The 13,605-nt window shown below is 69.6% G+C and carries 13 protein-coding genes and 1 tRNA gene; 5 read left to right on the top strand and 9 right to left on the bottom strand.

What is annotated here, in order from left to right:
• Positions 1-7: 7 nt before the first annotated feature.
• The 3 genes from ACFOWE_RS16805 to ACFOWE_RS16795 are packed head-to-tail and all read left to right on the top strand — an operon-like array spanning position 8 to position 2,883.
• Positions 8-505, top strand: a complete 498-nt coding sequence (locus tag ACFOWE_RS16805) for a S26 family signal peptidase (protein ID WP_377288686.1) — start codon at positions 8-10, stop codon at positions 503-505.
• Positions 489-2,321 (top strand): ABC transporter ATP-binding protein, encoded by a 1,833-nt coding sequence (locus ACFOWE_RS16800; RefSeq protein WP_377288684.1) that lies wholly within the window; start codon positions 489-491, stop codon positions 2,319-2,321. Before ACFOWE_RS16805 ends, ACFOWE_RS16800 begins: the two co-directional genes overlap by 17 nt.
• Positions 2,322-2,361: 40 nt before the next feature.
• Positions 2,362-2,883, top strand: a complete 522-nt coding sequence (locus tag ACFOWE_RS16795; protein WP_377288682.1) for a MauE/DoxX family redox-associated membrane protein — start codon at positions 2,362-2,364, stop codon at positions 2,881-2,883.
• 171 nt (positions 2,884-3,054) lie between these two features.
• Here the strand turns inward: ACFOWE_RS16795 and ACFOWE_RS16790 are convergent, their stop codons facing one another.
• The 6 genes from ACFOWE_RS16790 to ACFOWE_RS16765 all read right to left on the bottom strand — a co-directional run bounded on the left by ACFOWE_RS16790 (position 3,055) and on the right by ACFOWE_RS16765 (position 8,881).
• Positions 3,055-3,768 carry an ABC transporter ATP-binding protein gene (locus ACFOWE_RS16790; RefSeq protein ID WP_377288680.1) on the bottom strand — a complete coding sequence of 238 codons (714 nt, stop codon included), beginning with the start codon at positions 3,766-3,768 and terminating at the stop codon, positions 3,055-3,057.
• Positions 3,758-4,498 carry an ABC transporter ATP-binding protein gene (locus ACFOWE_RS16785; protein WP_377289175.1) on the bottom strand — a complete coding sequence of 247 codons (741 nt, stop codon included), beginning with the start codon at positions 4,496-4,498 and terminating at the stop codon, positions 3,758-3,760. Before ACFOWE_RS16785 ends, ACFOWE_RS16790 begins: the two co-directional genes overlap by 11 nt.
• A 38-nt stretch (positions 4,499-4,536) precedes the next feature.
• Positions 4,537-5,664, bottom strand: coding sequence for a branched-chain amino acid ABC transporter permease (locus ACFOWE_RS16780; RefSeq protein WP_377288678.1), 1,128 nt, complete (start codon positions 5,662-5,664; stop codon positions 4,537-4,539).
• Positions 5,661-6,638: a branched-chain amino acid ABC transporter permease gene (locus tag ACFOWE_RS16775; protein WP_449301213.1), complete on the bottom strand. Its 978-nt coding sequence runs from the start codon at positions 6,636-6,638 to the stop codon at positions 5,661-5,663. Before ACFOWE_RS16775 ends, ACFOWE_RS16780 begins: the two co-directional genes overlap by 4 nt.
• Before the next feature lie 103 nt (positions 6,639-6,741).
• Positions 6,742-7,806 carry a branched-chain amino acid ABC transporter substrate-binding protein gene (locus ACFOWE_RS16770; RefSeq protein WP_377288676.1) on the bottom strand — a complete coding sequence of 355 codons (1,065 nt, stop codon included), beginning with the start codon at positions 7,804-7,806 and terminating at the stop codon, positions 6,742-6,744.
• 463 nt (positions 7,807-8,269) lie between these two features.
• A complete protein-coding gene (locus ACFOWE_RS16765; RefSeq protein WP_377288674.1) occupies positions 8,270-8,881 on the bottom strand; it encodes an ANTAR domain-containing response regulator in 612 nt (203 codons plus the stop codon).
• Between the two features lie 114 nt (positions 8,882-8,995).
• Between ACFOWE_RS16765 and ACFOWE_RS16760 the strand changes: the two genes are divergently transcribed.
• Positions 8,996-9,071, top strand: a tRNA-Leu gene (locus ACFOWE_RS16760).
• A 390-nt stretch (positions 9,072-9,461) separates the two neighbouring features.
• A complete protein-coding gene (locus ACFOWE_RS16755; RefSeq protein WP_377288673.1) occupies positions 9,462-9,773 on the top strand; it encodes a hypothetical protein in 312 nt (103 codons plus the stop codon).
• A gap of 123 nt (positions 9,774-9,896) precedes the next feature.
• Here ACFOWE_RS16755 and pyk read toward each other — a convergent pair whose 3' ends face one another.
• From pyk to ACFOWE_RS16740, 3 genes are all read right to left on the bottom strand, one after another.
• On the bottom strand, positions 9,897-11,315 hold the full coding sequence (gene pyk / locus ACFOWE_RS16750) for a pyruvate kinase (RefSeq protein ID WP_377288671.1): 1,419 nt from the start codon (positions 11,313-11,315) through the stop codon (positions 9,897-9,899).
• 78 nt (positions 11,316-11,393) lie between these two features.
• Positions 11,394-11,813 carry a DUF2784 domain-containing protein gene (locus ACFOWE_RS16745; protein ID WP_377288669.1) on the bottom strand — a complete coding sequence of 140 codons (420 nt, stop codon included), beginning with the start codon at positions 11,811-11,813 and terminating at the stop codon, positions 11,394-11,396.
• Between the two features lie 177 nt (positions 11,814-11,990).
• The coding region (locus ACFOWE_RS16740; protein WP_377288667.1) for a S8 family peptidase at positions 11,991-13,605 on the bottom strand (1,615 nt) is incomplete at its 5' end.

Below are 13,605 nucleotides of genomic sequence, written 5' to 3'. Positions count from 1 at the left end.
AAAAATCGTGACTTCCTGGATGCTTCTAACAGTGGGCTGCGCGGTTCTCATTCTTCTCTTCCTCTCGGCCCGCCTCCTGCGACGGGAATTCCGCGTGGTAACCGTTTTCGGAGAGAGCATGGTGCCGTCCCTGGCCAACGGTGAGAGAGTCCTGATACGCCGCTGCGGGGTTTCGGGACTCTCACGGGGGGACATCGTGGTGCTCCACGCCGACCGGCCCCTCGGCTGGCCGAAAGGACGCCCCGTCCTCCTCGGAGAGGGGGTCGTCATACCGCTGATAAAACGGGTCGTCGCGCTTCCGGGAGAGCGCATACCCGAGGACTTGGACGCGGCTCCCGGCGTGTTCTCCGGTCCTGTCGTCCCACCGGACAGCGTGGTGGTGGTCGGCGACAACGCGAGGGTGAGCCGGGACTCCCGCCAGTACGGCCATCTCCCCGCTGAATGGGTCACCGGCAAGATGATCCGCAAGCTGAGCAGCAAGGAGGACCGTGCGATCGCCGACTGAGCGTACGGGCACTCGCAGATCCGCGCTGACCGGCATCGCGCCGGCCCTGGCACTCGCCTTTCAAGCGGCCCCGGGCACGGTGTCGCTGCTTGTCCTGACCGCCCTCGCGTCGTCCTCCGCCCCCGTGGCCGTCGCATGGCTGACCAAGCTCGTGCTGGACCGCATCACCGTGGTCGACAGCGATCTGTTCGCGATCGCCGGTTGTCTGGCCGCCCTGGGTCTCGTGATGGGGACACTGCCCGACGCCGTACGGTACCTGCACGGTGAACTGGACCGAGCGACCGGTCTGCTCGCCAGGGATCGCCTCTTCAGCGCGGTCAACCGGCTCCCCGGTCTGGCGCGCTTCGAGGATCCGGCGTTCCTGGACAGACTCCGCCTGGCCGGACAGAGCGGTGGGATCACTCCGAGCCAGGTCGTCCAGGGCGGCCTGGCATTGGGCGGCGGAGCCCTCACGATCGGCGGATTCCTCGGCTCCCTGACCGTGATCAACCCAGTCATGGCGGCAATGGTGCTGCTCAGCGCGATTCCCGCGTTGGCGGCAGAGATCGCGCTGTCGCGCAGACGTGCCGCGATGATGTGGAGAATCGGTCCCGCGGAACGCCGGGAGCTCTTCTACAGTCAGTTGCTCTTCGGCCTGGAGGCCGTCAAGGAGGTGCGGCTGTTCGGCCTCGCCGGTTTTCTGCACGGACGCATGCTCACCGAACGGATCAGAACCGATGGGGAACGCCGTCGGATGGACCGCCGCGAACTCCGCGTGCAGATCATCCTCGGGACGGTCTCGGCCGGGGTTGCGGGTGGAGGACTGATCTGGGTCATCGCCTCGGCCGGCGCCAGGAACCTGAGCATCGGGGACGTGTCGATGTTCATCGCCTCCATGGCCGGGGTGCAGAACAGTCTGGGCAGCCTCGTGGGACACATCGCCACCGCTCACCAGCAGCTCCTGCTCTTCCAGCACTTCCGGGAGATCGAGGCGGTGGAACCGGACATCCCCGTGGTCCGGCAGCCAGCTCCCCTGGGACCGCTGGGAAAGGGAATCGAGTTCCGCGACGTCTGGTTCCGCTACAGTCCCGCGCATCCATGGACGTTGCGCGGCGCGAGCTTCACCATCCCCTTCGGACAGACCGTGGGGCTCGTCGGTCGCAACGGCTCCGGGAAGAGCACCCTCGTGAAGCTGCTGTGCCGTTTCTACGATCCCGAACGCGGCAGCATCACCTGGGACGGAATCGATCTCCGGGAGACCGACCCCGCCGAGCTGCGGGACCGGATCAGCGCCGTGTTCCAGGACTTCATGGTCTACGAGCTCTCCGCCGCGGAGAACATCGGGGTGGGATCCGTCTCCTCCCTGGATGACCGGGGCCTGATCAAGGAAGCCGCCTCCCACGCGGGCGTGCACGATGAGCTCCTCGCGTTACCGCGCGGATACGACACCTTACTGACAAGGATCTTCTTCGACGGGGAGGACACCACGAGCCCGATGTCAGGCGTCTTCCTCTCCGGCGGGCAGTCGCAGCGGGTGGCTGTGGCGCGTGGAGTGTTCCGGGGTGACCGTGACCTGCTGATCCTCGACGAACCCAGCTCCGGCCTGGACGCCGAGGCGGAGCACGAGATCCACTCACGTCTGAAGGAGCATCGCGCAGGAAGGACGAGCCTGCTGATATCCCACCGTCTGGGAGCGGTCCGGGACGCCGACAGCCTGGTCGTGCTGGACGGAGGCCGTGTCGTGGAACAGGGCTCGCACGAGAGCCTGATCAGGCAGGGCGGAGTGTACGCCCGGCTGTTCGGCCTCCAGGCATCCGGATACCGCGAAGAGGGATGACGGGCGCAAGCTTCGTTGGGAACAGGACGGTGGTACATCGATGGAATACGTGGCGATCGCCTGCGGGGCCCTGCTCTCGACGGTCTTCGGCGTCTCCGGGGCCGGGAAGATCCGCCGGCCGGTGGAGTTCGCCGCCTCGGTCGGAGCACTCCGACTGCTGCCCCCGCGCGCCTCCGGTCTTGCCGCTTCCCTGCTCACAGCAGCGGAGTTGCTGGTGGCGGTCCTTCTCCCGGTATCGCTCCTCCTCAGCGCAGAGGTCGCGCTCGCCGGGTTCGCCGGTAGTGCCGCGCTCTCCGCCCTGTTCTGCGCGGTCATCGTGATCACGCTGAAGCGCGGCATCCGGGCCACGTGCAACTGCTTCGGGCGGGCAGCAGCGGAGTACTCGACTCGTCATGTGGTCCGCAACGCCGCACTCGTCCTCATCGCACTGGGCGGTGCAGGGTCCTCCCTCGCAGCCGGCCCCGTCCACACGCCGGCCACGATCCTCGCCATCGCCGTTGGACTGGTTCTCGGCATTCTCGTGGTCGCCATGGACGACCTGGTGGCCCTGTTCCACGGGTGAGCCGGTCCGGAATCCCCGTCGCTCCGGCTGATCGGACGTCACCTCCGGGCGCGGTCTGCCCTGCACCCATCCGGCGGGCACGTCGCCCCTCCGACACGGTGGCGTTGGAGGGGCGACGTGCCGCAGCGGAGGGAGGACCCGGCCACCGCGCCGGTCCTCCCTCCGTGCCGCTCAGTGCTCGAGCCCCGCCCCCAGGTAGGCGGCCTGGACCGCGGGGTCGTTGAGGAGCTCCGCGGCCGGAGCGCTCTTCACGATCCTGCCGGTCTCCAGGATGTAGGCCCGGTCCGCGATCTGCAGCGCCTGCGCGGCGTTCTGCTCGATCAGCAGCACCGTCGTGCCGCGCTCGTTGATCTTCTTGATGATCTCGAAGATCTGCGCCACGATCATCGGTGCCAGTCCCATGGACGGCTCGTCCAGCAGCAGGACCTTCGGCTTCGTCATCAGCGCCCGGCCGATGGCGACCATCTGCTGCTCACCGCCCGACATCGTGCCGCCCAGCTGGGTGCGGCGCTCGGCCAGGCGGGGGAACAGCTCGTACACCTCGGCGAGGTCCGCGCCGAAGTCGCCCTTGCGGGCGTACGCGCCCATGAGCAGGTTCTCGTGCACGGTCATGCCCGGGAACACGCCGCGCCCCTCGGGAGCCTGGCCGATGCCCGCGATCACCCGCTTGTGCCCGGGCATCTTGGAGATGTCCTGGCCGTCGAAGACGATGTTCCCCGACGTCAGCGGCCGCACCCCGGAGATCGTGCGCAGCGTCGTCGTCTTGCCCGCGCCGTTGGCGCCGATCAGCGTGACGATCTCTCCCTGGTCGACCCCGATCGAGACGCCGTGGAGCGCCTGGATCTTTCCGTAGTGGACGTTGATGTCCTTGACCTCAAGAAGCATCTGCGGGAGCCCCCAAGTACGCCTCGATGACCTTCGGGTCCCGCTGCACGTCGGCGGGGAGACCCTCGGCGATCTTCTGTCCGAAGTCGACCACCGCGACGCGGTCGCTGATGCCCATCACCAGGCTCATGTCGTGCTCGATGAGCAGGACCGTACGGCCGGCGTCCCGGATCTTGCGGATCAGTCCCTGGAGCGCGACCTTCTCCGCCGGGTTCATGCCGGCCGCCGGCTCGTCCAGGAGCAGCAGCTTCGGGTTGGTCGCCAGCGCCCGCGCGATCTCCAGGCGGCGCTGGTCACCGTACGGCAGGTTCTTCGCGAACTCGTGGGAGCGCCCCGAGATGCCGACGAAGTCCAGCAGTTCCTCGGCCAGCGCGCGGCCGGCGCGCTCCTCGCGCCGGTACAGCGGAAGGCCGAGGCCCGCGCTGATCGCGCCCGCCCTGTGGTGCGCGTCCGCGCCCACCATGACGTTCTCCAGCGCCGACATGTTGTGGAACAGCCGGATGTTCTGGAACGTGCGGGCGATGCCCCGCTTTGTGATCTTGAAGCGCTTCGTCCCGTCGATCCGGGTGCCGTCGAAGAGCACCTGACCGCTCGTCGGCCGGTAGACGCCGGTGATCACGTTGAAGACCGTCGTCTTGCCCGCGCCGTTCGGGCCGATCAGCGCGAAGATCTCACCCTCGCGCACGGTCAGCTCGATCTCCCGCAGGGCGGTCACGCCGCCGAACTGCATCAGGACCTTGTCGAGCTTGAGGAGTTCCCTGGCCTCGCTCACTTCGCCACCTCCGCGGCCTCGACGCTGTCCGGGCCGCCGACCTCGCCGCCCAGGCTGCCCATGCCGCCCGTTCCTTCCTTGAGCTCGGCCTTGCGCTGCCGCGACGGGATCAGGCCCTCCGGCCGGACGGCCATCATGAGCACGAGCACCGCGCCGAAGACCATGATCCGGTACTCCTCGAGGCCGCGGAAGCGCTCCGGCAGCCACGCCACCAGGAACGCGCCGAGCATCACGCCGGGGATGTTCCCCGAACCGCCGAGCACCACCGCGGCCAGGATCGTCGCCGAGAGCATGAACGGGAAGTCCTGCGGCACGATCGAGACGACCTTGCCCGCCCAGAACACGCCCGTGGCGCCGCCGAAGGCCGCACCGGTCGCGAACGCCAGCAGCTTGAACCGGAAGGTCGGCACGCCCATGACCTCCGCGGCGTCCTCGTCCTCCCGGATGGCGGCCCAGGCCCGGCCCACCCGGCTGTGGTCCCAGCGGACCGTAAGAATGATCATGGCGGTGCACAGGAGCACCAGCAGGTAGTAGTACGGCTTCGCGTCCAGCAGGCCGTACTTGAAGATCTCCTCGCCGAAGGGGGCCACGCCCTCGATGTTCGGCGGGTGCGGGATGCCGGCGATGCCGTTCGTGCCGCCGATCTCCTCGGTGTTCACCGCGACGATGCGGACGATCTCACCGAAGCCGAGCGTGACGATCGCCAGGTAGTCGCCGCGCAGCCGCAGCGTCGGGGCGCCCAGGATGATGCCGGAGACGCCGGCCATCAGCACCGCGATCGGCAGGACCGCCCAGAAGCTCCACTCGGTCTTCGTGCCGATGTACGCCAGGTGGTAGGCGCCGATCGCGAAGAAGGCGACGAAGCCCAGGTCCAGCAGGCCCGCCTTGCCCACCACGATGTTGAGGCCGAGCGCGAGCAGGACGTAGACGCCGACCGGGAAGAACAGCAGCTCCGCCCAGGCCACGTGCGGCGACATGACGGACTCGACCGGCAGCGACGGGAGCGCCAGCGCCAGGACGAACAGTCCGACGTAGACGATCGCCCGCTGCCAGCCGGGCATGTTGGCCCAGCGGTCGTGGACCGAGTCGAAGAAGGTGGAGGAACTCTCTCGGAGCTTGTTCATGCGCGGGCCACCTGGAGGGATTCGCCGAGGATGCCGGTGGGACGGAACATGAGCACCAAGACCAGGATGGCGAACGCCACCACGTCCAGCCAGGCGCTGCCGAAGAAGGACGCGCCGTAGTTCTCGACCAGTCCCAGGACGAACCCGCCGACGAGCGCGCCGCGGACGTTGCCGATGCCGCCGAGCACGGCTGCGGTGAAGGCCTTGATGCCCAGCAGGAAGCCGATGTTGAACCGGGTGTTCTCGTACTTCAGCAGCCACAGCATGCCGGCCACGCCCGCCATCGCGCCGCCGATGAGGAACGTCGTCCGGATCACCCGGTCGATGTTCACTCCCATCAGCACCGCGGTCTGCGGGTCCTGCGCGGTCGCGCGGATACCCCGGCCGATCTTGGTGCGGTTCACCAGGAGGTCGAGGAGGATCATCATCATCACCGCGGCACCCAGGACGATGAGCTGGTCGTTGGTCACCGTGAGGTCTCCGATGGAGAACACCACCTCGCGGTCCATGAAGCGCTTGACGCCGATGATGTTCCGGCCCTGCCCCTCCCGGTCGAACAGCCAGGGGATGGCGACGAGGGCGAAGAACTCCATCAGGAACAGCGAGGCGCCGATGGCGGAGATCAGGGCCGCCAGCTTGGAGGAGCCGTGCCTGCGCAGCGGCCGGTAGGCGATCCGCTCCAGCAGCACGGCCGTGCCGCCCGAGGCGAGCATTCCGGCCACCGCCATGAGCATCAGCAGCCCGATCAGGGCCACGCCGCTGACCGGAGAGCTGATGCCGATGGTCGTCAGCACCGTCAGCGAGGCCATGGTGCCGATCATGAAGATCTCGGAGTGCGCGAAGTTGATCAACCGCAGGACGCCGTAGACCATCGTGTAGCCGAGGGCGACCAGAGCATAGATCGAGCCCTTGATGAGGCCGTCGACCGTCTGCGGCCAGAACTGGGTGACGAGGTTGTCGAAGTTATCTAGCACATTCGTCGCTTTCAGGAGGAAGTGACGACCCCGCGGACGCGAGGAGCGAGGGCGCCGCGGCGCCCTCGCTCCAGCGCGTGCACGATGACCGCCAGGGTCCGGACTAGCTCAGAGACGCGTCCTTGGAGTTGCCCACGGACACGATCGAACCGCCCTTGACCTGGTAGATGTAGACGTTGGTGTCCGCCACCTCGCCCTTCTCGGTGAACTTCACCTGCTTGCCCAGGCCCGCGAAGTCAACGGTCTTCAGGAACTCGTTGATCTTCTCAGGGGTGGTGTTGCCGGCCTCGATGGCCTTGATGAAGCCGCTCGCCGCGTCGTAGCCCTCAGTGGCGTAGATCTCGGGGAGCTGACCGGAGAACTTGCTCTTGAAGGTCTCGGTGAACTTCTTGGCGTTCTCGTCCTGCTCCGCCCAGGCGTAAGCGATCTTGCAGGGGCAGGAGAGCAGCGTGCCCTCGGCCTGCTCGGCGCCGGCGCCCTCGATCAGCTGGGTGTGGAGCGCGCCGTCACCCGACATGAAGCGGGCCTTGACGCCCTTGTCCCGGAGCTGCTTGATCAGCGGGCCGCCCTGGGCGTAGTAGCCGCCGAAGAAGATGAAGTCGGGGTTGAAGGCGGCGGCCTTGTTGACCGTCGAGGAGAAGTCGGTCGCGGTCGCCTCGAACGAGTCGGTCTGGACCTCGGCCTTGCCCTCCAGCGCCTTCTGCACCGCCTGGGCCAGGCCCTGGCCGTACGCCGACTTGTCGTCGATCACGAAGGCCTTCTTCGGCGCGACCGCGCGCGCCACGAACTCGGCCGCGGCCGGGCCCTGCACGTCGTCGTTGGCCACGACCCGGTGCCAGTAGGAAGCGCCGGCGTCGGCCAGCGCCGTGCGGGTCGCCGACGGCGAGATGCTCGGGATCTTCGCCTCTTCCAGGATCGGCTGCACCTGCTGCGACTCGCCGGAGAACGCCGGGCCGATGATGCCGACGACCTTGTGCTCGGTGACCGCGGTCTTCGCCAGGTTCGCCGCCGTGGACGGGTCCGCCTTGGAGTCCAGCGGGACGAGCTCGATCTTGGTCTTCGGGTTCTTCGCGTTGTACTCGTCGATCGCGAGCTGGGCACCGTTCCGCGGCGGGATGACGATCGCGGCGTTGTCACCGGTCAGGTCGCCGATGAAACCGATCTTCACCGTGCTCGGAGCCGCACCCGCGTCGCCTCCGTCGGACGAAGTCCCCGTGTCGCCCCCACCACAGGCGGCAAGGGTAAGAGAGAGCGCCAGACCGGCGGCGAGCGCTCCACCGAGGCGAGCAGTCTTGGACCGCAAGGTTGCCTTCCTTTCACCCAGTCCTTCGTCAGGACGGAGTTCACAGATGCCCACCCCTGACGGGGTGGCCAGGGGGTCGTATCGGCTAGTACAGCCAGCAGATGTCACAGGTCGGTACATGAAGGCCCACCGTTACCTGTTCGTTACGGCACCGATCCTAACCATCTACCTGGGGAAAGGCCGTGGTCACCGGCGACCTGCGATCTTTCCCGTCCCACCTTGTGGACATGCGAGAGCCCGCACGGCCGCCCCCCGGGGAGGGGGTCGTGCGGGCTCTCGCGGAGACGATGCCGGGGCGGGGCGGGACGGGCGGATCTGACAGCCCGCGTCAGGCCTCCTGCTCCCCTTGCGGGTCCCGCTCCGGGCCGGAGGCCCCGTCGACCACGATCTGCGCGACCTGCCGCATGCTCAGCCGCCGGTCCATCGACGCCTTCTGGATCCACCGGAACGCCTGCGGTTCGGTCCAGCCGTGCTCGGCCATGAGCAGGCCCTTGGCCCGCTCCACCAGCTTGCGCGTCTCCAGCCGCTCCGAGAGGGTCCCGACCTCCCGCTCCAGGGCCGCGATCTCCTCGTGCCGGCTCACCGCCATCTCGATCGCCGGGACCAGGTCCGACTTCGTGAACGGCTTCACCAGATAGGCCATCGCCCCCGCGTCACGGGCGCGCTCCACCAGATCCCGCTGCGAGAAGGCCGTCAGGATCAGGCACGGCGCGATCCGCTGCGAGACGATCTGCTCGGCGGCCGAGATGCCGTCCAGGACGGGCATCTTCACGTCCAGGATGACCAGGTCGGGCTTGAGATCCGCCGCCAGCTTGACCGCCGTCTCCCCGTCTCCGGCCTCCCCGACGACGGCGTATCCGTCCTCTTCCAGCATCTCCTTGAGGTCGAGGCGGATCAGCGCCTCGTCTTCCGCGATCACCACTCGCCGCTGCGTACTCACGAGCAAGAGCGTACCGAGGTCCGCTAGATTAGAACCACGCCGGTACCTGCGATTGATCTACTCATGTACTAAGATCACAGCCGCCAGGTACAATCTGGACAAATTGGCAAATATGCCCCGATATCCCAATGGCAGAGGAAGTGGTCTCAAACACCACCTAGTGTGGGTTCGAATCCCACTCGGGGCACCAGGCGACGCCTCAGGGCATCGGAGCCCCCGGACCCTCAGGTCCGGGGGCTCCGCCGTTCCCGCCCCGGCGCCTCCCCGGGACCGGCCGCCGACCCGCAGCGCCCTCCGGTGCCGCAAAAGGACCCCAGAAGGGCACAGATGGCCACAGAGGGGTACAGAGGGCGCAGATGGCTGCAGAGCCCTCCGGTGCCGCGCGCCCGTCCGCGGCGGACTCCCCGCACCCCCGCACCCCCGCACCAGCGGCGGAGGCCTCCAGAACTCCGAAACGGCCACATCCCGTGCCGGGTTCGATCCGGTTAATACATAGAACATCACGTATGGGGTATTCCGGGGCGATGGAGAGGCCCGCCGTGCCGACGGGCCTGCCGTACGCCAGCACAGGAGGCCCCACATGGCCGCTCCCATCGGTTTGGGCGTCACCGGCGCCCGGGTGCCGCTCTTCTCCGTCCGCAAGCTCGTCATGTTCCTGGCGCTCCTGGGGGTGAGCTGGGCCATCGCCAGGCTGCTGGGCGAGGAGACCGGCACCGACAGGAGCGGGGAGGCCGCCTACGGCCGCGGCCACGCGGACGCCGACCCGTCCGTGGCCGCACGGGAGCCCGCCCCCTCACCCGAGCCGTGCGACGCCCCGCACCCCTCCGGCGAGGGGGTGCTGCACTCCACTCCGGGCCCGCACTCCCGGCAGACGCCCCCGTCGCGGGGGTGACGCGAGAGCGGGCGGAAGACCCGGCGTCCGGCCCCGGGCCCCGGGACCAGGTGCCCCTCCCCCGGGGCACGGAGAAGGGGACGGGGCCCCGCCCCGTCCCCTTCTCATGCGGGTCCCGCCACCTCAGACGGCCGCGCCGATGGTGTGGACCCGCAGGGAGTTGGTGGTGCCGGCGTGGCCGGGCGGGGAGCCGGAGACGATGACGACCTTGTCGCCCTTCTCCAGCCGGGCCTGGGTGAGCAGGGCCGCCTCGACCTGGCGGACCATGTCGTCGGTGTGGTGGACGAAGGGCACCTCGAAGGTCTCCACGCCCCAGACGAGGGCGAGCTGGTTGCGGACCTGCGGGGCCGAGGTGAAGGCCAGCAGCGGGATCGGCGAGCGGTAGCGGGCCAGGCGCCGGGCGGTCTCACCCGACATGGTGAAGGCGACCAGGGCCTTGGCCCCGACGATCGCGCCTACCTCGGCGGCGGCCCGGGCGATGGCGCCGCCGGTGGTCTCCGGCAGCCGCGTCAGGCGGTGGGTGGCCTCCAGCACGGACCGCTCGGCGGCGGTGGCGATGCGGCTCATCGTCTCGACCGACTGGATCGGGTAGGTGCCGACCGAGGTCTCCCCGGACAGCATGACGGCGTCGGCGCCGTCCATGACGGCGTAGGCGACGTCGGAGGCCTCCGCCCGGGTCGGGCGCGGGGCGTTCATCATCGAGTCGAGCATCTGGGTGGCGACGATGACCGGGTGCGCCTTCTCCCGGCAGAGTTCGATGGCGCGCTGCTGGACGATCGGCACCTCCTCCAGCGGCAGCTCCACGCCGAGGTCGCCGCGGGCGACCATGATGCCGTCGAAGGCGTCGACGATCTCGGGGAGGCAGGCGACCGCCTCCGGCTTCTCGATCTTGGCGAGGAGCGGGACGCGGACGGCCTCCTGCTCCATGATGTTGCGCACGACGTGGGCGTCGGAGGGGCGGCGCACGAACGAGAGCGCGATCATGTCGAAGCCGGTGCGCAGCGCCCAGCGGAGGTCGGCCTCGTCCTTGTCGGTGAGGGCCGGGGCGCTGACCTTGACGCCGGGCAGGTTGAGGCCCTTGTTGTCGGAGATCATGCCGCCGATGACGACCCGGGTGACGACGCGGGGGCCGTCGACCCCGGTCACCTCGAGGTGGAGGCGGCCGTCGTCGACGAGGATGGTGTCGCCGGCCCGGACGTCCTTGGGCAGGCCCGTGTAGGTCGTGGAGACCTGCTCGCGGTCGCCGGGGACCTCTTCGGTGGTGATCGTGAAGACGTCTCCGAAGCCGAGGCGGACCGGGCCCTCCTCGAACTTGCCGACGCGGATCTTGGGCCCCTGCAGGTCCGCGAGCACGCCCACGCCGCGGCCGAGCTCGGCGGCGGCCTCCCTCACCCTGTCGTAGACCTCCTTGTGCAGCTCGTGGCTGCCGTGGCTGAGGTTGAAGCGGGCCACGTCCATGCCTGCGGCGATGAGTTCGCGGAGGCGTTCCGGGGAGGAGGTGGCTGGGCCGAGAGTGCAGACGATTTTCGCGCGACGAGTCACGGGTCCTAGCCTAATTGGTACAGACCACTCGGATGTGGCGGTGGTCATAGCGTCGGAGAAAAAATCGATGACGAAACGCTACCTCGGGGTGACCGGAGGTGGTGAACCGACCCCTTCGTGTCCCGATGGCGCCGTTCGTACTTTTCGGCGGCGGACGAGCCGGAGATAGCCCAGCCAGGAGACGAGGACGAGGAACGCGACGCCCAGCCGGGCGTGGGTCGTGTACTCCTCCGGATAGATCACTCCCTCGATGTAGTGGTCGATGAACCCGCTGGACGGAAGACCCAGCTCGCCCGCGTTGCGCCGCCCCCAGTCCTCGGCGACGGTCAGGGGGCACTCCACCCCGGTGACGACGGAGACGATGCCCCAGGCGGCCACGGCGAGGTGGGCCGCGATCAGGCGGGGCCAGCGCCAGGCGAGGAACCCGCCGACCGCCATGAAGACGAGGAAGAGGAAGTGCACGATCATCGCGGCTTCCCCGAGGAGGCGATACGCCATGCTTCACGATAAGCCGGATCCGCCCCCGGGGCCATCGGGCGGGCCTCCGGGGAACGGCCCGGGGCCATCGGGCGGGCCTCGGAGGACGCCGGAGTGCCCACCCGCCGGCGGCCACCGCCGGGGGTCCGCCGGACGGCCTGCTCCCGGATCCGGTCAGGACGCTCCGGGGCCGCCGGGTCAGCCCCGCGGGACGGTGGCGGCCCGGGCGGCGTCGACGACGCCCCGGCCGTAGAAGCCGTTGCGGGACTTCTTCCCCTCGCAGGTGTGGGTCTCCTTGCGTCCCTCGTAGCGGTAGACGTGCGCGCGGGGCGAGGGGCAGGCCCTGGCGGTGGCGCTGGCGTACAGCAGGCGCTCGACCTCGGCGGGGGGCATGGTGAGCCCTCCCGTGCCGGAGGGCTCCGGCACGCCGAAGCGGCTGACCAGGAGCGCGGCGACGCCGGTGGCGTGCGGGGCCGCCATGGAGGTGCCCGCGAGGTACTGGTAGTAGGCGCAGGCGCCGTTCCGGCAGTCGCGCACCACGCCGGGGTCGGCGGGCCTGCCGTCCCGCGCGATCGCGCCCCGGGCGCGCAGGACGTGCTCCGGCGCGGCCGCCAGGACCGTCCTGGTGACGTCGTACCCCCCGCCGCCGCCGTACTCGTCGCCACCGGGGGCGGACAGGTCGGTCTGCTCGATCCCGTAGTCGGAGTAGTAGGCCTTCTGCCCGCCGGGGCCGACCGCGGAGACCGAGATGACGCCCTCGGACTCGGCGGGGACGCTGAGGCAGGAGTTGTCGATCTTCCGCACCCGCGCGGCGTCGGCGGGGTGGTCGGGGCTGGTCGTGTCGGTCCTGGGCCTGCCGAGGTCGGTGGCCCCGTTGCCGAGGGCGCCGACGAGGGTGACGCCGCGCGCCCGGGCGTAGTCCAAGGCGCGCTGCATGCCGGTGATGACGCCGCGCTGCTCGAGCCGCTCGGCCTTGGAGTCGGCGGGGTTGGCGGCGCAGTTGAACAGCCACGGGTCGACGTAGTAGCTCATGTTGACCACGTCGATGCCGGTGTCGGCGGCGTAGGTGAGCGCGTCGAGGCTGGGCTTGAGGAAGAACAGGCCCGAGTCCTGCCCGGCGCGCAGGTTGACCAGGGTCACCCGGGGGGCCACCCCGGCGACGCCGAGACCGTTGACCGGGGAGGCGATGGTGCTGGCCACGTGGGTGCCGTGGCCGTCGTCGTCCCAGTCGGCGGGGTCCTTGCAGCCGGAGAACTCGCACGGTCCGTCGAGCTCGGCCCCGGTCGGGTCCGTGGGCCGGTCGGTGACGAAGTTGCGGCTGCGCCCGCGGTCGAAGTTCGGCGCGATGTCGGGGTGCCTGCCGTCGACACCGGTGTCGATGACGCCGACCAGGACCCGCCGGTCGCCGGGGACGGTGGCGTGGGAGCCCGCGGCGGTGGCGCCGATCATCTTCATGTCCCACTGGCGGGTGGCGAGCGGCTCGGCGGCCTGCCGGTGGAGCGCGCCGCCGTCGGGAAGGAGGGCTCCTGCGGGGGCCGCTCCGGCGGGCCGGGCGGGCCGGGCGGTGGCGGCGCCGATCCGGCGGTCGGAGGAGACGCCCGCGACGGAGGCGTCGGCGGCGAGGTGCTCGGCGAAGCGGTCGCCGGGGCCGGTGGCGATGACGTAGCCGAGCCTGGGCTCGGTGGACAGGACCGTGCCCCCGGCCTCGGTGACGGCGCGCAGCGCCCGTGTCCGGGCTCCCGGGGTGTAGAAGACCAGGTACTCGCGGGAGTCGCCGGTGACGGTGGCGGCAGGGGCGGGGACGGCGGTGGGG

This window comes from Planomonospora corallina (genome assembly GCF_042650625.1).
Taxonomy (GTDB): Bacteria; Actinomycetota; Actinomycetes; order Streptosporangiales; family Streptosporangiaceae; genus Planomonospora_B; species Planomonospora_B corallina.
This window is presented reverse-complemented; position numbering and strand designations above follow the sequence as displayed.